The organism is Rhizobium sp. CF122, assembly GCF_000282035.1.
Lineage (GTDB): Bacteria > Pseudomonadota > Alphaproteobacteria > Rhizobiales > Rhizobiaceae > Rhizobium.
Genome location: NZ_AKKA01000073.1, coordinates 194,322 through 213,865 on the forward strand (window position 1 = coordinate 194,322; position 19,544 = coordinate 213,865).

Sequence of the window (19,544 nt, forward strand, 5' to 3'; positions counted from 1 at the left end):
TATCCCACTATGTTTTTCGTCAATGAAAAATACGCAATGGCATTCTTTTCAGCTCTTTCTTCAGGTTGCCCGGTTTGGTGGGCTGACCGGTGCCAGCGCATCAAGCGGGCTGAGCCCCGCCACGATCGGCCGTCGCATGCTCGATCTGGAGCATGAGATCGGCAAGGCTCTCTTTGTCCGCAGCCAGACGGGCTACAGCCTCACTGTCGATGGCCAGGTGCTTCTGGACCATCTGCAGGATATGGAGGCGGCGGCGCGCAAGGTCGATGCCTGGCGGCAGGCAAGCAGCGTCGGCGCAACGGTGAGGATCGCCGCCGGCACCTGGATCGCATGGCTGCTGACGGAGAACTTCGCTGCGGTCCGCAAGCCCGGCGATGCCTTCGCGGTGTCGCTGACCATCGGCGAAGCACGCGCCAATCTGAACTACAGGGAAAGCGACATCGGTATCCGCGCCTTCGAACCGGAAGAAGGCAACCTTGCCGCCCGCCTGCTCGGCGAGGTGGCCTATGCTGTCTATGTCAGACGGAATGCTGACGGGACCGATGAGCGCTGGGTGGCCGTCGCCGAAGAGGATGCGATATCGAACTACCTTCGCTGGCCGCATCGCAACGCAGCCGGCTCGATCGTTGCGACCGTCAACCGGCCGCGCTCACTGCCGGAACTGGTGAGGGCAGGGGCCGGTAAGGCGGTCTTGCCGTGCTTCGTCGGCGACCTCGATCCCGAATTGCAGCGCCTCGGCAGCGAGCTGCCGGAACTGCGCCACCGGCAATGGATCGTCATGAACAACGAAGATCGGCACCGGCCGGAAATCCGGACCGTTGCCGATCGCATGACGAGATTGCTGAAGAGCTATGTCGATCTCTTCGCGGGCAAGCGCTCCAGCCGAAGCTGAGAGCGTCGCCTGATCCTACTCAGTTGCGCCCCGCGACGATGACGGGGATCAAAAGGTCTCCCCAGTTCCCGTCGCCGCCATGGTGTCTCGCCGAGCGAACGATCTCGACGGAAACGCCGGCATCGACCGCCTTCATGACCGACTGGTTCAGCCGGTGCAGGTCATTGGCCAGCATGCGGATCATCGTCTGCTGATCCGGTGTCATGCAGGTGGATTGTTCTTCAGCGCGTTCCTTGACGCGTGCAAGCGTAGGCATGGCATTCTCCTCCTTGGTGCGATCATTCTGCTGCTGGTTTGAACTGCGCGTGCTCGGTGGATTCCTTCATCGCCGTCGTCGACGAACGTCCGCCGGTGATGGCCATCGAAACGGCATCGAAATAGCCGGTGCCGACCTCGCGCTGATGTTTGGTTGCGGTGTAGCCGTTGATCTCGGCCGCGAACTCCGCCTCCTGCAGTTCGGAATAGGCGGCCATCTGCCGGTCCTTGTAACCTCTGGCGAGCTCGTACATTCCGAAGTTCAGCTGATGGAATCCGGCCAGCGTGATGAACTGGAACTTGTAGCCCATCGCGCCGAGTTCGCGCTGGAACTTGGCGATCGTCGCGTCGTCTAGGTTCTTCTTCCAGTTGAACGACGGCGAGCAGTTGTAGGCGAGCAGTTTGCCGGGATGCACCTTGTGCACGCCTTCGGCAAAACGGCGCGCTTGCTCCAGATCCGGTTTCGAGGTTTCGCACCAGATGAGATCGCAGTGCGGCGCGTAGGCGACGGCGCGCGCGATACAGGGCTCGAGCCCGTTGCGAACCTGATAGAAGCCTTCAACCGTCCGTCCGGCATCGTAATCGACGAAGGGCTGGTCGCGCTCGTCGATATCTGATGTCAGCAGTTTGGCTGCCTCCGCGTCGGTCCGTGCGATGACGAGCGTCGGAACGCCCATGACATCGGCGGCGAGGCGAGCCGCATCGAGGTTGCGGACATGTGCCGCAGTCGGGATCAGAACCTTGCCGCCAAGGTGGCCGCACTTCTTCTCCGATGCCAGCTGGTCCTCGAAGTGAACACCGGCCGCACCCGCTTCGATATAGGCCTTCATGATCTCGAAGGCATTCAACGGGCCGCCAAAGCCTGCCTCCGCATCGGCGACGATCGGCGCAAACCAGGTCTCGACGGAGAGGCCGTTTTGCTCTGATGTTTCGATCTGATCGGCGCGCTGCAGGGTCCGATTGATCCGCTTGGCGAGTTCCGGACCGGCGTTCGCCGGATAGAGCGATTGATCCGGATACATGGCCGAGGCGGTATTGCTATCCGCGGCGACCTGCCAGCCGGAGAGGTAGATTGCCTTCAATCCGGCGCGAACCATCTGCATTGCCTGATTGCCTGAAAGCGCGCCGAGCGCGTTGACGAAATCATCCTGATGCAGGAGCTGCCACAGCCGCTTGGCGCCCATTTCCGCGAGCGTATAGCGCAACTCCACGGAGCCGCGCAGGCGCTTGACGTCGTCGATCGAGTAGGGACGCTCAACCCCGTTGAAGCGTCCTTCTGGAAGGTCTCGGTGCAGCTTGTCAAATTCTGTCATTTCATGCTCCTTGCAGATTATGCGGTCGGTTTGGATGATTGACAGAATTTACAATTTCCCGAGAAAAGCCAGAGTTATCTGTAGAATAGCGATCAGAAACGAGTTAGGATGCAAAGCCTTTGACAGGGGCGTTCTGTAAATCTGTAAAGTATTGTAAATTCCGATTCGTCGAAGTCTTGTAAAGGATTGTCACATGGCGGAGCGCAAGATTTTTGCGGGGCCAAAAGTCCGGCGCATTCGCAACGGCCTCGGTCTGACTCAGTCCGCGATGGCCGAGGAGCTTGGCATCTCCCCCTCCTATCTCAACCTCATCGAGCGCAACCAGCGGCCGCTGACGGTACAGCTGCTCTTGAAGCTATCGTCGGTCTACAAGGTTGATTTGGAGGAGTTGAGGGACGAGAGCGGCGGTAGCCTCAATCAGCTGCGCGAGATTTTCGCGGATCCACTGCTCGCCGGCGAACTTCCCGGCGATCAGGAACTCGTGGAGGTCGCAGAGGCGGCGCCCAACGCCGCAAGCGGCATCATCAAACTTTACCGTGCCTATAGCGAGCAGGCCAGCCGCCTGTCGGACCTGACGTCGCTAACGGCGGGTGCGGGGCAGGTGCCGCTCGCCGGTGCGCGGCTGCCGGCCGACGAGGTCCGCGATCTCCTTGAGCGGCGCTCGGCATATTTTCCCCAGCTGGAGAATGCCGCCGAGGCCTTTTTAGCGCGCTTTGCCGAGGTGCGCGATCTCCCGGTCGCGTTCAAGGAGTGGCTGCGGGCGGAGCGCGGCATAAGCGTGCGCGTCCTTCCGGTTCACGTCATGCCGGATCTGCGGCGTCGTTTCGATCGGCACTCTATGCGACTCTTCGTTTCCGAACGTCTGTCGCCGGCTGATCAGGCACATGAAGTCGCCATTGAGGTTGCCACGCTTGCATTGCGTGATGCGATCCTGGCGGAACTCGATGGTCTGGCGCTGTCGACGCCGGAGGCGAAGCGGATAGCGCGCTTCGAACTCTGTCGTTACGGAGCTCTGGCGCTCACGATGCCCTATGCGCCCTTTCTGGCTGCGGCCCAGGGCAGCCGATACGATGTCGATATCCTTCGTTCCCGCTTCGGCGTTTCCTATGCGCAGGCGGCAGCCCGGCTGGTCATGCTGCAGCGACCGGGTGCCTCCGGCATTCCGTTCTTCATGATGGAGATCGATGCCGCCGGTCACCGGTTGCGGCGTGCGGGAGCGCAGGGTTTCCCGCATTCGCGTTTTGGCGGCGGCTGTCCCAAGCTGAACATTCATGCCGCCTTCCTGCAGCCGGGCCAGATTCTTGCCGAAACGGTCGAAATGCCAGATGGCGCCAGCTATCTCACGGTCTCCCGGACGCTTGAGGGGCCGAACGCCGCGTTTGGCGAGCGGGTGAGGCGCACCGCCTTGCTGATTGGTTGTGAAACTGCCGCTGGTGAAGCGTCGGTCTACGGCCAGGTTGCAGCCATCCAGCAGCCGGTCGCGATCGGACCTGCCTGCCGCCTTTGCGAACGGCGCGGATGCCTTGCGCGCGCCGAGCCGCCTGTCACACGGCCGTTGGGCCTCGATGAGATGGTTGCAGGCCTCAGCAGCTTCGATTTCCAATGACTGTGAAATGAGTGAGGCTGCAGGTTTTTGCGCTTGTGGGCTCTCAAAAACCTTTCTAGTCTGCTTTAAAACCAGAGGGTGGGCGTCCGCAAGCGGCACCGCAGAGCAAGAAGAAAACAGGAGATATCATGAGGTCAACTATCGCAAGACTTGCAGCAAGCGCCGTTGTGCTCGCGTTCGCCGCTGCGCCGTCCTTTGCGCAGGAGCGGGTGGTCAACGTCTACAACTGGTCGGACTATATCGACAGCTCCATCCTCGAAGACTTCACCAAGGAAACCGGCATCAAGGTCGTCTACGACACCTTCGATTCCAACGAGACGGTTGAAACCAAGCTGCTCGCCGGCGGCACGGGCTACGACGTGGTCGTGCCGAGCGGTGACTTCCTGCAGCGCCAGATCCAGGCCGGTGTCTTCCAGAAACTCGACAAATCCAAGCTGCCGAACCTCTCCAATATGTGGGATATGATCCAGCAGCGCACCGCCATGTACGACCCCGGTAACGAATACGCGGTGGACTACATGTGGGGCACCAACGGGATTGGCTACAACAAGAAGAAGCTCGCCGAAATCCTCGGACCAGACGCAAAGGAACCGGGCCTTGAAGCAATCTTCGATCCGAAGGTTGCTGAAAAGTTCAAGGATTGCGGCATCTATGTTCTCGATGCACCGAAGGATGTCATGCCGTCAGCCTTGACCTATATCGGACTTGACCCCAATTCGAGCAAGCCGGCCGATCTGCAGAAGGCCGGCGAACTGCTGGAAAAGGTACGGCCCTTCGTTCGCAAGTTCCATTCCTCGGAATATATCAACGCCTTGGCTAACGGCGACATCTGCATCGCGTTCGGTTACTCCGGCGACATTTTCCAGGCTGCCAACCGTGCGACCGAAGCCAAGAACGGCGTGGAGATCGGCTATTCCATTCCGTCACAGGGCGCGCAGATGTGGTTCGACATGATGGCGATCCCGGCGGATGCCAAGCATGTTGCTGAGGCGCATGAATTCCTCAACTACCTGATGAAGCCGGAAGTCATCGCCAAGGCCAGCAACTACGTGTTCTATGCCAACGGTAACAAGGCGTCGCAGCAGTTCATCGACAAGGCAGTCCTCGAAGACCCGTCGGTCTATCCGAGCGAGGACGTGATGAAGAAGCTCTATAGCGTCACCCCATGGGATCCGAAAACGCAACGCACCGCGACCCGGATCTGGACGAAAGTCGTCACCGGCCAGTAATTGAAATCAGGCCCGGTCGGCAACGTCCGGGCCTTTTCTTACGCCGATCGCAGGGGACGTCGGCTTCCAAAAATAATATTCGGGGCACAATATGAAGTCACTCGGCAATATCCGCCGCTCCTTTGCACCGTGGGCAGACCCTGCGTCGAAGCCCTTCATCTCGTTTAACAACGTCACGAAGCGGTTCGGCGATTTCATGGCGGTCGACGACCTGTCGCTGAACATCTATCATCGCGAATTCTTTGCCCTGCTGGGGGCTTCCGGCTGCGGAAAATCCACGCTGCTGCGCATGCTCGCAGGCTTCGAACAGCCGACCTCGGGCGAAATCGTCCTCGACGGTACCGACCTCGCCGGAACGCCGCCATACAAGCGTCCGGTCAACATGATGTTCCAGTCCTATGCGCTCTTCCCGCATATGACGGTTGAGAAGAACGTCGCCTTCGGCCTGCGCCAGGATGGCATGCCAAAGGAGGAGATCGCCGAACGCGTTCTGCAGATGCTGAAGATGGTGAAGCTCGAGAAGTTCGCCACGCGCAAGCCGAACCAGCTCTCCGGCGGCCAGCGCCAGCGCGTGGCTCTGGCGCGTTCCCTTGCCAAGCGGCCGAAGGTGCTGCTGCTAGACGAGCCGCTCGGTGCGCTCGACAAGAAGCTGCGCGAGGAAACGCAATTCGAGCTCATGGACCTGCAGCAAAACCTCGGCCTGACCTTTGTCGTTGTCACCCACGACCAGGAAGAGGCGATGACTATGGCCGACCGCATTGCGGTCATGAGCCACGGAAAGGTAATCCAGGTCGCGACGCCCGCCGAGATCTATGAGGCGCCGAATTCCCGCTTCGTCGCGGACTTTATCGGCGACGTCAACATCTTCGACGGCAAAGTCGCCAGCGCGAATGACAGCACCGTCGAGATCGCGGTCGATGAAGATTTCTCAATTAGCGTCATCACCCCCGAAAAGCCGGCCATGGGCTCGTCCGTCGGTTTTGCGATCCGCCCGGAAAAGCTGAAAGTCTCGCGCAAGCCTCCAGCCAATCCAAAGGTGAACGCGGCGTCCGGGGAACTATGGGACATCGCCTATCTCGGCGACATGACGGTCTTCCACGTAAAGCTGAAGAACGGCAAAGTGGTCAAGGCCTCGCTCCTTAATGCCCAGCGCGCGGTCGACGATCCGTTCATCTACGACCAGGAAGTCTGGATCACCTTCGCCGAGGATGCCGGCGTCCTCCTCAAGGATTGAACCATGGGCAAGCTCGGTTCCACCTTCTACAATCGCCTGGTCATAATCATTCCATATGTCTGGCTGCTGCTGTTCTTCTTGGCGCCGTTCTTCATCGTTTTCCGTATCTCGCTGTCGACGACGGCAATCGCCATGCCGCCCTACGAGCCGGTCTTTTCCCTCGGTGATGGCTGGGCCGGATTCTGGGAGAAGGTGAGCACCTTCTCCTTCGACAACTACAGCTATCTGATCGATGATCCGCTCTACATGAAGTCCTACATATCGAGCCTGGTGATCGCTGGGATATCGACGTTCCTTACGCTTTTGATCGCCTACCCGATCGCCTATGGCATGGCTCAGGCTCCGCGCAGCATCCGTCCGACGCTGCTGATGCTGGTCGTCCTGCCGTTCTGGACGAGCTTCCTGATCCGCGTCTACTCCTGGATCGCGATCCTGAAGCCGGAGGGACTGTTCAACCAGCTGCTGCTGTCGCTGCATGTCATCGACAGCCCGTTGATTATCCTGAACACCAACGTCGCAGTCTATATTGGCATCGTCTATTCCTATCTGCCGTTCATGGTACTGCCGCTCTACTCGTCGCTCGAGAAGATGGATGGCACTCTGATCGAGGCTGCGCAGGATCTTGGCTGCACTCCGATCAGCGCATTCTGGCGGGTGACCTTCCCGCTGTCGCTGCCGGGCGTCCTCGCCGGCTGCATGCTGGTCTTCATCCCCGCGGTCGGCGAGTTTGTTATCCCCGATCTGCTTGGTGGATCGCAGACGCTGATGATCGGCAAGACGTTGTGGAACGAGTTCAACGCCAACCGTGATTGGCCGGTCTCTTCGGCGGTGGCGACGATCCTGCTGCTGATCCTGGTGATCCCGATCGTGTTCTTCCAGAACGCCCAGGCCAAGGCCGAAGAGCAGGGGAGATAGACATGCTGAGATGGACCCGTTTCAACGTCGCTTCCGTCGCGCTCGGCTTTGCGTTTCTTTATCTGCCGATCGTTCTGCTGGTCGTGTTTTCCTTCAACGAGTCAAAGCTCGTGACCGTCTGGGGCGGCTTTTCAACCAAGTGGTATGTCTCGCTCTTGCACAATCAGGCTTTGCTTGACGCCGCGTGGGTGACGATCCGTGTTGGCCTCCTCTCGGCCACCGCTGCGACGATCCTTGGAACGCTCGCAGCGATCGCTCTGGTACGCTACACGCGATTCCGCGGACGCATGCTGTTTTCCGGCATGGTCTATGCGCCGCTGGTCATGCCTGAAGTGATCACCGGCCTGTCGCTTCTATTGCTGTTCGTGGCGATCGGCCTCGACCGCGGTTTTTGGACAATCACGCTCGCTCATACGACGTTTACGATGTGCTTCGTTGCTGTCGTCGTGCAATCACGCCTCGTGAGCTTCGACAGCTCGATTGAGGAGGCGGCGCAGGATCTCGGCGCACCACCGGTAAGGACCTTCTTCGAAGTGACGCTGCCGATCATTGCGCCCGCCGTCTTGTCCGGTTGGATTCTCGCTTTCACATTGTCGCTGGACGATCTCGTGATCACGAGCTTCACCTCGGGTCCCGGGGCCACGACGTTGCCGATGAAGATCTACAGCCAAGTCCGCCTCGGGGTAACGCCTGAGATCAATGCGGTCTGCACCATTCTGATCGGGATTGTGGCGATCGGCGTCATCTGCGCCTCCATGATCACGAAACGCCGCGAACTGCAGCGCGAGCGCGACGAGCGTGCAGCGGCAAACGCGCCGTGATTATTTGGTCGACCCCTGCTGCGTAATGGGAGCAGGGGAGATAACCGGCTCCGGCCAAGCGCCGCCAACGAAGAACGGCAGAGGCGGCAAACTGGTTGACGCCGTCGGATCGGTTGCTTCGATCGTGCCCGACAACGCCAATCCGTTCGATCGGTATGGGATGACGCCGGAAAGGACGAGCGTCTCGAGCGGCCCTTCGATCCGTCCACCATGGATCGTCGCCGCGCCGTCCGCGAGATCGGCGGCGATGTCGAAATTGTCGAAGGCGAAGGCTTGGTGGGAGACCGCATTCAAGGGGAAGAAGTCGGCCCGTGCGGCCTTTTCGCGCACGGCTTCGGCATCGAAGCTCGGCAGAGAGCCCGAGCGCGCGCGGAAAGCGATCCTGCCGGTCACGTCGCCAGCGCCCGCCTTCCAGAGCGGCATCGAGGTCTTGAGCGACATGTCGAGAGAGCCGGTGGCAAGGGGAAGTGGTCCCCGGAGCTGAAGCCGCTCGATCAGGCCGGCAAAGTCAGCCCCCCGGATCGACAGCTGCAGCTTGCCGCCGCCGTCAAAATCCCCGCGCATCGCCTCCAGATGAGCAGACAGCGTGCCACCTTCAAACTGGCTGTCGCCGATGTCGAACTTCGCCTCGTTGCTGGAAACGATGATGCTCGCGCCGACATCCGAAAGTATGAAAGGCTCGATCAGGGCCTGCTTTGCGGAGAGCCTGAGGTCGAGGTCCAGCTTCTGCAGTGCACCGCCATCCGGTGGCCCATTTGCTTCACCGGCCGCCAGGCGAAGTATGAACGCATCGAAGAGCGATCTGAAATTCATCTGGTCGAAAGCCAGCGTGCCGCCGAGCTTGGCGCGTTTGCCTGGCGGAAAGGCAACGTCCATCACGCCCTTCGCATTCGATCCATTCATGCTCATGCTGACATTGTCGAAGCGAAACCCGTTTGGAACCGAAGCGACATCGGTCTCGATCGCGAAGGTCTTAAGGGTTGCAAGACCGGGCAGCGAGCGGTCGGCCCATGCCAGAAGAGCGGGAAGATCGCCGATGCTGACGGCCATGTTCCCGGAAAGGTCGAAGAGGTGCGAAATGTTTGCCAGTCCCTGGAACCGCGCCGTGAGCAGGCTCGAGGTCAGCGATCCGCCCATTTCGGCCTTCCTGCCACCAAAGATAAGCAACGGGCTGGGAGAGGAGAAATCGAGCTTGAGGTCCTGTCCGCCCGTCCTCGCGATAAGCACCGCTGTGATCGGGCTCGACAATTTGCGCCAGCTGACATCAGCGGTGACGCCGTCGAAACGATAAGTTCGGCCGCTTGATACGTCGGTGACATTCACCGTGCCGTCTTCGACGGTAATGGCCCCGACTTTGGCATCCAGCTTTTGGTCGAGAACCTCTCTCCCATCTTCCTCGCGCGCTCCTGCGATCGCCCTCGCCAGAAGCCCCTCATTGGTCCAGTCAATCACGCCGCTGCCTTCGCGAGTAAGCTGCAAGTTGGGACGAAGCAGGTGGAACTCGTGGAAGCTTGCACGCCCCCTGATCGCATCAATTAGGCTGAACTCGGCGGATAGGCTTTCGATCGTTCCCAGGAGCTTGTTGCCCTCGCCCTGCTGGTGAACCGAGATCTTGCTGAGGGTGATGCGAGGCGTCGGCCAGAATTCGATCACCGGCTTGCCGGCAATCTCTGCGCGATAGCCAGCCCACTTGGAGAGCGCATCCTCAATGCCGGAGCGAACGAGGCCGGTGGAAATCAGATAGGGGGCAGCGACACGAAGTGCCACGAAGATCGACAGGAAGACAAGCAGGGTAATCGTGGCAAGCCGTGCGAAGCCCGGCAGCCAACGGGTCACGGGCCTGATTCTTCTCCGCCATCGCGGTTGTCGTGACGTCCCCATACAATCCGCCAGTCTCTTCGGCCACTGCCCTTAATGCTCTGAAAGGCCGGATATATCAAATGCCGCTTGCTTGCAAATGCACGCCGCTGGCCGTGCTCGTCACTGCCTTTATAAGCTGATATTGCATGGTATATAGGCGAGCAAATAGGAGAAGTGTCGAATGCGCGACGATAAGCCACTCTGGATGCCTTCGCGAGCATCGGTCGAAGCGAGCCCGATGTACGCCTTCATGCAGCAGTGCAACCGCGACTTCGATCTGTCCCTTGCAAACTACCACGATCTGCACGCCTTTTCGGTCGCCGACAGGGAGCGGTTCTGGACGTCGGTCTGGGAATTCTGCGGCGTCAAGGGAGAGCGTGGACCTCGGGCGCTCGTCAATGGCGATGCCATGCTCGAGGCACGCTTCTTCCCCGATGCGACCCTGAATTTTGCCGAGAACCTGCTTTCCGGGGAAGGCGCCGGTGACGCACTGATCTTTCGGGGGGAAGACAAGGTTGCCGATCGCTGGAGCTGGGACCGGCTCCGTAGCCTGGTTTCCAGGCTGCAGCAGGCATTCAAGGCAATGGGTGTCGGTTCTGGGGATCGCATTGTGGCGATGATGCCCAACATGCCGGAAACGGTCGCCTGCATGCTGGCGGCCGCTTCGATCGGCGCGATCTGGTCGTCCTGTTCGCCCGATTTCGGCGAGCAGGGCGTACTCGATCGTTTTGGCCAGATCGAGCCGAAGCTTTTCATCGCCTGCGACGCTTATTGGTATGGCGACAAGCTGCAGGACGTGAAGGGCAAGGTCGCGACCGTCACAAAGCGGCTCGGCGTGCCATGTCTGGTCATTCACTATGCCGGGGACGCGTCTGCGGTGGTCAGCGAGACGCCCGGCGCCAAGACGCTGGAAGACTTCATCGCGCCGTTCGAAGCGCGTTCTGTCGAGTTTGTGCGCCTGCCATTCTCGCACCCTCTTTATATTCTCTTCTCGTCGGGAACGACCGGCGTTCCGAAGTGTATCGTTCATTCCGCCGGCGGCACATTGTTACAGCATCTTAAGGAACACCGGCTGCATTGCGGAATTCAGCCGGGGGAGAAGCTTTTCTATTTCACCACCTGTGGCTGGATGATGTGGAATTGGCTCGTGAGCGGACTGGCGGTCGGCGCCACGCTTTGCCTGTTCGACGGTTCGCCTTTTGCACCCGATGGTAACGTACTCTTCGATTTTGCGGCAGCCGAGAAGTTTGCCGTCTTCGGCACGTCGGCGAAATATATAGACGCGGTTCGCAAGAGCGGGTTGACGCCGCGCGCGAGCCACGACCTCTCCAGTCTTCGGCTGATGACGTCGACCGGGTCGCCGCTGTCACCCGAGGGCTTCACCTTCGTCTACGAAGGCATCAAGGAAGACGTGCAGCTCGCATCCATTTCGGGTGGTACCGATATTGTCTCCTGCTTCGTCCTCGGCAACCCTTTGCAGCCGGTCTGGCGCGGCGAAATCCAGGGGTCGGGCCTCGGCCTTGCCATGGATGTCTGGGATGATGAGGGCCAGCCGGTTCGCCAAGAAAAGGGTGAGCTCGTCTGTACAAAGGCCTTTCCGTCGATGCCTGTGATGTTCTGGAACGATCCCGGTGGCGCCAAGTACAGGGCAGCCTATTTCGAGCGTTTCGACAATGTGTGGTGCCACGGCGACTTCGCAGAATGGACCGAGCATGAAGGTATCATCATTCACGGGCGGTCCGATGCGACGCTCAATCCTGGTGGCGTCCGCATCGGTACCGCCGAGATCTACAACCAAGTCGAACAGATGGACGAAGTCGCGGAGGCGCTCTGCATCGGCCAGGAATGGGATGACGATGTCCGCGTGGTCCTCTTCGTGCGTCTGGCGCCCGGCGCATCCCTGACTGACGAGTTGGTGAAGGCAATCAAGAACCGCATTCGCACGGGCGCCTCGCCACGCCACGTACCCGCAAAGATCATCGCCGTTAGAGATATTCCCCGCACCAAGTCCGGGAAGATTGTCGAGCTTGCGGTTCGCGAGGTGGTCCACGGCCGGCCGGTCAAGAACAAGGAAGCGCTTGCCAACCCAGAGGCACTGGATCTGTTTGCGGGACTTGAGGAGTTGCGTGTCTGATCAAGGACGGTAACGGGCAGATTACAAGCTTTCACCTTTGAGAGATTGAAGGTCGCGGTAATCTTTCGTTAAGAAACGTTGGTCAAAAGTGAATTTAACTTGGGGTTGCACATGAACGAAGCAGCCGGAGCTTTTGGCTCCCAAACATGATGTTGGACTGACTAAGCCCTTATTGATCAGCACCCGAACTCTCAGGCAGCCTTTTGGCTGCCTTTTTTCGTTCAGCCTGCCAGAACCCGTTGCGACGGGAAGGCGATCTCGACCAGCGTGCCTTCGTTGGGTGCCGAGCTGATCGCGAAAATCGCCCGGTTCGCGTCGACCATCGCTTTGGTCAGCGGCAGGCCGAGCCCCGTGCCGTCGCCACGGTGGCGCGACTGCGCGGAAACCTGGCGGAACGGCTTCATGGCCTGGTCGAGCTCGCTCCGGGTCATGCCGACGCCGGTATCGCGCACCCGTAAGACGACGCTGCCGTTTGCCTCGTAGGACGTGGAAACGACAATCTGTCCGCCCGCCGGCGTGAACCGTATCGAGTTGGAGAGGATGTTGAGCGCGATCTGCTTGATCGAACGAAGGTCGGCAACGACATCAGGCACGGCTTGGGAGAGGGCAGTGCGGATGATCACGCGTTGGCTGTTGGCCTGCGGCTGGAGTAGCGCTACTGCCTCGGAAACGGCCTCGTTGAGATCAATGGCACTGAAATCCAGATCCATTTCGCCGGCCTCGATCTTCGAGATGTCGAGCAGATCATTGACGATATCAAGGACATGGCGGCCGGACCTGCCGATGTCGTTGGCATATTCGACATAGCGCGGATGACCGATTGGCCCGAAACGCTCGGTTGCCATCATGTCGGAGAAACCAATGATCGCGTTGAGCGGCGTGCGGATCTCGTGGCTGACCCGTGCGAGGAAATCGGTCTTGTGTTCGTTGGCGGTCTCCGCTGCACTCTTGGCGCTGCGCAGTTCATCCTCCGTGCGTTTCCACTGGGTGATGTCGCGAATGACCGCGCAATAGCCGCTGGAGGAGGTGAGACGCCCCATCGTCATGAAGAGCGGCACGAAGCCGCCGCCGGCCTCGCGGCCGATGACTTCCCGGCCATCGTTGAGCACGCTTGCGACACCGTGATCCGACAAGCCGCCGAGGTAGTCGAGTACAGCCTTCTGGCTTTCATGCGCAAAGAGCATGACGAAGGGTTTCCCGCGGGTCTCGTCTTCGTCGTAGTTGAACAGTGCACTCGCCGAGCGGTTCATCGAGCGGATGTCGCCTTCGGCGCCGATTACGACGACGCCGTCGGTAGCCGTTTCCAGGATCGACCGCAGCTCTTCTACTTCCACCTGCAGCTTGGCGACCTTCTCCAGCATCCTGTCGAAGGAGCGGGGCTCCGTCGGCGGTGCAGGGCGGGCGGGAACCGCCGCGTCACTAGCTGCCGGCATCAGGGCGAGCATCAAGGCGCTGGCTTCTTCCCAGCGGATGGACTGCAGCCGTGCCGTGACTGGAACGAGACTATCATCGACCGTTACAAGCATCATCGAGCCGGCGCGGCCGGCACCCTCTTCGAGCTCCGAGCGCTGCAGCAGCGCATCAATGCCACCGACCTCGCTCAGCGCTTCCAGCGTCTTGTAGCCGGTCAGTCGCATGAATTCCGGGTTGGCATGGATTAATTGGTCGCCAGCATGCACGAGGACAGCGACAGGCAACTGGTCGATAGCAGCGGCAGATAGCCCGGCGCCCATCTTTGCGCGCGGCGGAATGAAGCTCGCCAGCATGTCCATTTGGCTGACGGTTTCCTCCAGCCCTTCGGTCACGTCGTCGTCGATCTCGTCGGCCGCCTCGGGTCCGTCGGCTGCAGCCTGTACGTCGTCAGCCTTTTTCTCTTCAGGCGAGGTGCCGACACTATCGTCCTCGAATGTGGACGATTCATCAGCGTGCATGCCGATCGTCGGTGTTTCTGCTGCCGGGATGTCGCGTTCTTCGGTTTCACTGACCGCAGGCTCGTCGTCGCGCGGTTCCGACTCGCGGACGCCGAAGGCTTCGAGACGCTTGGCGATCTCGCGGAAATTTGCCTGCTCGGCTGAGGTCAGCTGCGGGCCGGCGCCGTGCAATTGCACGATCTTGTCCGTCAGGCGGCGGCTCGGATTTTCGACGATTCGTAAGGCCGGAGGCTCCGTAGCTGGCTGCGGCTTTGTCGGCTCGGCCGTCGTCACAATGTCGGCGTCGGTGGTGGTTGCGGCCTCTTCAGCAGTCCGCTCGGAAGCGGGGGCCACCGTTTCCGCCGCCGTCGGCTCGCTAGTCGCCACTTCATCGGCCAGCGCCGACAACGACGCCTCTTCGGAGGCTTCGATCGGTTGGTCGAGTGCAGCCGCGTCATTGATGATGCCATTCGGGCCAAGCGTCAGGCCGAGCGCCAAAGGATCTTCGGCGGCATCGGACAGGCGCACGACACCGAAGCCGCGAAAACCGTCGAACTCCCGGCTTCGGGTGTAAGTGGGCAGGGCGGCGAGATCGACCGGCACGGCGAGGCTCGTCCCTTCGATCGGCCAGTTGATCGTCTTGCCCGACCAGGTGTCGCGCCGCGCCAGGGCTTCGCTGATCTTGCCTTCCGGATCGAGGTTGAAGAGTGCCGAAATATCGCTGAACGGCGTGCCGATGATATCAGCCGCATGCGGCCCGACCGCTTCTGCAAATTCGCTCGACACTTCGCTGAACCGTCCTGCCGCGTCGATCTTCCAGACGAAACGGGTCGCGCGACTATTCGGATTGAAAACGAAGGCGCCTGCCTTGGCGGCCGTCTCCGGCTCCGACTGCTCGGCCTCATTGACGACGTCGGCATACTGACCGGCTGCATCTACGTTTTCAGGCGCCGGTGCTTCCACCGGTGTCTCTTCGACTGCCACGGCTTCATCGTCGAGGGCGGCGGGTGCATCCGTCAGGCCTTCCGCCGTCATCTCGATTGCCGTAGGTTCTTCAATAGGCAAGGACTGCTCAACGGCCTCTTCCATCGCGGCCGGCAGCGGTTCGCCTTCCTGGCTGATCTCTGCAGCGGCCGGCTCGGCCTCCAACGCCTCTTCGGCGATTGCTGCAGCTTCCGCAGTCACCGCTTCGGCTGTATCGCTCTCATGGATGCCCTCTTCGGGCGGTTCTTCCATGTCTTCGATGCCGGCAATGGCATCGATAGCATCGACGAAGGTCGCGGCTTGTGCAAGCTCGCTATGGTTAACGGCGGCTGTGGATAAGTGTTCTGCCGCCGCCGGCGTGTCGATTGGGTCGAGGTGGCCGATCACGGTTTCAACGGCGAAAAGGAGGTTGAGCACTGGCTCGTCACTCAGTCGCCCGACGGCCGCCGGAAGGTAGCCTTTGCCCGTGGCAACAGGGCGCTTCACAAGGCGGTCGGCATGATCGCCGGCAAGTGTGATCATTGCCTTGGAGGTCTGCTGCGTGACACCTAGCGAGGCAAAGCCGGGAGAGGAGGCAATGATCTCGCCGTCGGCCCCGATAACGGCCATATGCGTGTCGGGATCGTCGAGGCCTCTGAGCATCTGTTCCGCGGACGCCTTTATCGACAAGGCATTGGTCGAAACCGGAAGTGACAGAAGAACGGCGCGCTCCCCGGATGCGAGGTGGATCAGTTCCACTGTTGCCTGAACGGGAACACGTTGGAAGCCCCTGGCAATGCGGATCAAGAAGTTGCGGCTGTCGCCGGCATTCACGAGCTGTCGCGCCGTCGCCTCCAACTGGCGAAAGGTGATGTCGGCCCCGTCTATGCCTTGGTCCAGAAGGTCGTAAACCGCCGATTGCCCGAAGAGTTCGGCGCCGGCGCCATTTGCCCAGAGCGCGCGGCTGAGATCCGCCGACAGCAGGACCATCGCTTCGCCACGCGAAAAGCGGTCCCGCACCCGGGGATGCACGGCGATGTCGATGAACGGATACTGCACTGCGGGCATGATCGAACCTTTGGCTTCGGTCACCGTGAAATTAATAGTCTATTAATAACGATAGGCCGGAACGGGGTCTAGAACGGGGCCCGGCTTTCGGCTGGAAAGGTTAACGCGTTGTGCGTCGCACAAACATGTTGCAATGCACAAAAATCTGCGCTATATAATGGACATCTAACCTACGAGGCCATCACGCATGCCGAGGCAAAAGGAGCGCAAACCAATGGCTAACATAAAGATGGACGACGTTTTTTCAATGTCGTCGTTTGATCCTTCCAAGTTCACCGAATCCTTCCGCGACTTCGCTGAAAAGGGCGCGCAGCAGTCGCGCGAGGCCTACGCGAAGATGAAGAGCGCCGGCGAAGAAGCGAGCAAGACGCTCGAAGCAACGGTTCAGACGGCCCAGGCCGGCGCCGTTGAGATTGGCCACAAGGCGATCGACGCCCTGCGCACGAACGCTGAAAACTCGCTGACGCACATGGAAGCGCTGCTTGCCGTCAAGTCGGTCGCCGAACTCGTCGAACTCCAGACCACCTTCCTGCGCAAGCAGGTCGAGCTGACGATCGAGCAGGCCAAGACCATGCAGGAAACTTCGAAGCAGGTTGTCGAAAAGCTTGCCAAGCCTTCGAAAGAAGCAGCTGAAAAGGTCATGGCCTCCTTCAAGGCGGCCTGATTATTCGACAGGACACACGAAGGGGCCGGACCATTTGTCCGGCCTTTTTGTATATTGGGGAGAGATAGGGCTTGAATTAATTTCCAAGTCCTCGTATGTGACCCCCGTCGCGTCGGACGCGATTTGTGCGGTTGTAGCTCAGTTGGTTAGAGCGCAGGTTTGTGGCACCTGAGGTCGGAGGTTCGAGACCCCCCAACCGTACCATTCTCTCCTTAGCAGAATCCCTTTCACTGTGGTCAACGGTCCGTGCCAAGCTTTTGGTGTGGTCTCTGCTCAACCCAAGCAAATGCTGTTTGGGCTCAATTCGCGTAGTAGAAGCGAGCACAGCGGCCTCCACCGTGCCCGCGGACTGGTCTCCCAATCAATACTTCGATGGAACGTAAAGCTCCGGCGGCAGCACCTTGCGCTCGTAATCCGGATTGAAGACGCGATCGGGCAGCGTGATCTCCTCGTGCGGAACGTCGCCATAGGGGATCTGACGCAGCAGGTGGTCGATGCAGTTCAGCCGTGCCCGCTTCTTGTCGTTGCCTTCGACGATATGCCAGGGCGCTTCGGGAATGTTGGTGCGCGCGAAAGTCTCTTCTTTCGCCTTGGTATAGCCTTCCCAGCGGACGCGCGACTGCAGGTCCATCGGCGAGAGCTTCCACTGCTTCAACGGGTCGTGGATACGCACGAGGAAGCGCATCTGCTGCTCTTCGTCGGTGATCGAGAACCAGTATTTGACCAGCCGGATGCCCGAGCGAACGAGCATGCGTTCGAATTCCGGCACGTCGTTGAAGAACTGGTCGACCTGGTCCTCGGTCGCAAATCCCATGACCCGCTCGACACCCGAGCGATTGTACCAGGAGCGGTCGAAGAGAACGATTTCGCCGCCGGCAGGCAGATGCGGCACGTAGCGCTGGAAGTACCACTGCGTTTTTTCGCGGTCGGAAGGGGCGGGCAATGCGACGGCACGGACGACGCGCGGATTGAGGCGCTGCGTGATGCGTTTGATCACGCCGCCCTTTCCTGCAGAATCGCGACCCTCGAAGATCACGACGACCTTCTCCTTGTTATAGACCACCCAATCCTGAAGCTTGATCAGCTCTGCCTGCAGCGACAGTAGCGCACGAAAATAGTCGAGCCGCGGAATCGATGCCGGGTGCGCGTTGCGGTAGATCTTGCGGATTGCGTCGGAAAGCGCCGGCTCGGAGAGTTCCAACTCGTAATCCTCGTCCAGCGTGTCGGCCAGTTCGGCCTCAAGCCAGTCGGAATAGCTGTTGTCGGATGCATTGTTCATGGACGTTGACCCTCGATATGTTCGTGGCACGATTGGAAGTGCGGCTTTCGGTCAGCCTCAAGCCGGTAGATGCAAAACGGCGACTGCGCTCTTCAAGTCCCGGCCGGGCGCAAGGGCGCTGCAGCCGAGCCTTGCGAGCATTGGATCAGAATACAGGCAGGAACCACTTTCCTGATCTTGTTCCCTCAAGTGGAGAGCTGGCGCGATCATGACGATGTTCTTCAACCTGAACTATTGTCATCTCCGGCTCCTCTTGGGGCTAATCCTTAGTCGGGTCTATTCCTTTAGAATGAACCTCCTGTGACATTGGGCGCGCGCCTTGTGCATTGAGTTTGAAGAATTGCTCGCTCTATACGTGCGCCATCAAAGAATAAGACATGGATAAATTACGATATCGCGATATCGACGCGGTTTGGCCACGTTCTCGCCGCCCTTTGTTCATTCTTTACTAATAAATCGATCCGCGGGGAACGGGGCACCAAAAAGGGATCACAGACTGTCGGAACGTTTAATTCGCTCACTTGTCGAGGCCGATTGAATTCGGCGCTTGGTGCGATTTCCCGTATCCTGACACTCAGACCTACCTGCGTTCCAACGCTGTGATCCAATGAAATGAAAGGTGCATAAGTATGGGATTTACTCTCCTTATTCAGACTCTCGCCCAGGATCCGGCAGTATCAATCAAGTCGGCCTTGAGAATAGTGCATTTCATTGGTTTGGCACTTGGCCTTGGTGCCGCAACCGTGCTTGATCTTCTTGTGTTGCGGTTTTTGATCAGAGGTAAGATTACGCAAGATCATTGGAAGGTCTTCAAGTTCGGCTCGAAAGTCGTCAACTGGGGCCTGATCCTGCTCTGGGCCACCGGGCTTGGTTTTCTCACTTACTACGGCGTCTTCGATCCGGCGAAGCTCGGCAATCAGAAGGTCTGGGCCAAGATGATCATCGTGCTCATCCTGACCGTTAACGGCGGCTTCATCCACTCCATCATCCTTCCGCGGGTGAAGAAGCAGATCGGTCGCTCGATCATGGAAGGCTTGCCTTCGTCGCATCGCAGTGTGTTCATCGTTTCGGGTGCGATTTCGGCCGTCTCCTGGTACGTGCCTATGATGCTCGGCGCCCTGCCGCAGCTGAACTTCGCAGTGCCGATGGGTACAATCCTGCTCGCCTATGCCGCGCTGCTGGGCTCAGCGATCCTGGTTGCCCACGCGTTGCTGTTCGTCATGACGGCTGGGCACATAGAGGAAGCGTCCGAAGAGGACGTCGCTCTGTCCGCCGAGTTTGCGTGACGCCGACATTTCGATCTGTGCCCGTCGGGCCTGTCGAATGATCCTCTGATCTAGCGGTGTCGTTGGATCCTACCTATATCCGCTACTGGACTTGCTTCGGAATGGCATGCCCCTT

Annotated in this window: 14 protein-coding genes and 1 tRNA gene; 10 read left to right on the forward strand and 5 right to left on the reverse strand. The window is 59.7% G+C overall.

The features are described 5' to 3' along the window. Nucleotides 1-22 precede the first annotated feature (22 nt). Complete coding sequence (locus PMI09_RS17075; protein ID WP_007796741.1) at nt 23-892, forward strand: LysR family transcriptional regulator; 870 nt, start codon at nt 23-25, stop codon at nt 890-892. Between the two features lie 19 nt (nt 893-911). Here PMI09_RS17075 and PMI09_RS17080 read toward each other — a convergent pair whose 3' ends face one another. Both PMI09_RS17080 and aceA read right to left on the reverse strand, forming a co-directional pair. Next, nucleotides 912-1,148, reverse strand: coding sequence for an SMc00767 family acetate metabolism repressor (locus PMI09_RS17080; protein ID WP_007796744.1), 237 nt, complete (start codon nt 1,146-1,148; stop codon nt 912-914). A 22-nt stretch (nt 1,149-1,170) separates the two neighbouring features. Next, nucleotides 1,171-2,460, reverse strand: coding sequence for an isocitrate lyase (gene aceA, locus PMI09_RS17085; RefSeq protein ID WP_007796747.1), 1,290 nt, complete (start codon nt 2,458-2,460; stop codon nt 1,171-1,173). Nucleotides 2,461-2,653: 193 nt separating this feature from the next. On the opposite strand from aceA, the gene PMI09_RS17090 reads away from it, so the two are divergent. From PMI09_RS17090 to PMI09_RS17110, 5 genes are all read left to right on the forward strand, one after another. Beyond that, nucleotides 2,654-4,066 carry a helix-turn-helix domain-containing protein gene (locus PMI09_RS17090; RefSeq protein WP_007796749.1) on the forward strand — a complete coding sequence of 471 codons (1,413 nt, stop codon included), beginning with the start codon at nt 2,654-2,656 and terminating at the stop codon, nt 4,064-4,066. A gap of 128 nt (nt 4,067-4,194) precedes the next feature. Beyond that, nucleotides 4,195-5,295: a polyamine ABC transporter substrate-binding protein gene (locus PMI09_RS17095; protein ID WP_007796753.1), complete on the forward strand. Its 1,101-nt coding sequence runs from the start codon at nt 4,195-4,197 to the stop codon at nt 5,293-5,295. Between the two features lie 91 nt (nt 5,296-5,386). Further along, a complete protein-coding gene (locus tag PMI09_RS17100; protein ID WP_007796756.1) occupies nt 5,387-6,529 on the forward strand; it encodes an ABC transporter ATP-binding protein in 1,143 nt (380 codons plus the stop codon). Between the two features lie 3 nt (nt 6,530-6,532). Then, nucleotides 6,533-7,444, forward strand: coding sequence for an ABC transporter permease subunit (locus tag PMI09_RS17105; RefSeq protein WP_007796760.1), 912 nt, complete (start codon nt 6,533-6,535; stop codon nt 7,442-7,444). A gap of 2 nt (nt 7,445-7,446) precedes the next feature. Further along, nucleotides 7,447-8,265, forward strand: a complete 819-nt coding sequence (locus PMI09_RS17110) for an ABC transporter permease (RefSeq protein ID WP_007796763.1) — start codon at nt 7,447-7,449, stop codon at nt 8,263-8,265. Here the strand turns inward: PMI09_RS17110 and PMI09_RS17115 are convergent, their stop codons facing one another. Then, on the reverse strand, nt 8,266-10,146 hold the full coding sequence (locus PMI09_RS17115) for an AsmA family protein (protein WP_007796766.1): 1,881 nt from the start codon (nt 10,144-10,146) through the stop codon (nt 8,266-8,268). Nucleotides 10,147-10,306: 160 nt separating this feature from the next. On the opposite strand from PMI09_RS17115, the gene PMI09_RS17120 reads away from it, so the two are divergent. Continuing rightward, nucleotides 10,307-12,259: an acetoacetate--CoA ligase gene (locus PMI09_RS17120; protein WP_007796769.1), complete on the forward strand. Its 1,953-nt coding sequence runs from the start codon at nt 10,307-10,309 to the stop codon at nt 12,257-12,259. 221 nt (nt 12,260-12,480) lie between these two features. Here the strand turns inward: PMI09_RS17120 and PMI09_RS17125 are convergent, their stop codons facing one another. Beyond that, complete coding sequence (locus PMI09_RS17125; RefSeq protein ID WP_007796774.1) at nt 12,481-16,200, reverse strand: PAS domain-containing sensor histidine kinase; 3,720 nt, start codon at nt 16,198-16,200, stop codon at nt 12,481-12,483. A gap of 214 nt (nt 16,201-16,414) precedes the next feature. On the opposite strand from PMI09_RS17125, the gene PMI09_RS17130 reads away from it, so the two are divergent. Both PMI09_RS17130 and PMI09_RS17135 read left to right on the forward strand, forming a co-directional pair. Next, nucleotides 16,415-16,864, forward strand: coding sequence for a phasin (locus PMI09_RS17130; RefSeq protein WP_007796777.1), 450 nt, complete (start codon nt 16,415-16,417; stop codon nt 16,862-16,864). Between the two features lie 127 nt (nt 16,865-16,991). After that, a tRNA-His gene (locus tag PMI09_RS17135) sits at nt 16,992-17,068 on the forward strand. 157 nt (nt 17,069-17,225) lie between these two features. Here the strand turns inward: PMI09_RS17135 and ppk2 are convergent. Next, nucleotides 17,226-18,143, reverse strand: a complete 918-nt coding sequence (gene ppk2, locus PMI09_RS17140) for a polyphosphate kinase 2 (RefSeq protein ID WP_007796780.1) — start codon at nt 18,141-18,143, stop codon at nt 17,226-17,228. A gap of 629 nt (nt 18,144-18,772) precedes the next feature. Here ppk2 and PMI09_RS17145 point away from each other — a divergent pair. Next, nucleotides 18,773-19,429: a hypothetical protein gene (locus tag PMI09_RS17145; RefSeq protein WP_007796783.1), complete on the forward strand. Its 657-nt coding sequence runs from the start codon at nt 18,773-18,775 to the stop codon at nt 19,427-19,429. The last annotated feature ends 115 nt before the right edge of the window (nt 19,430-19,544 follow it).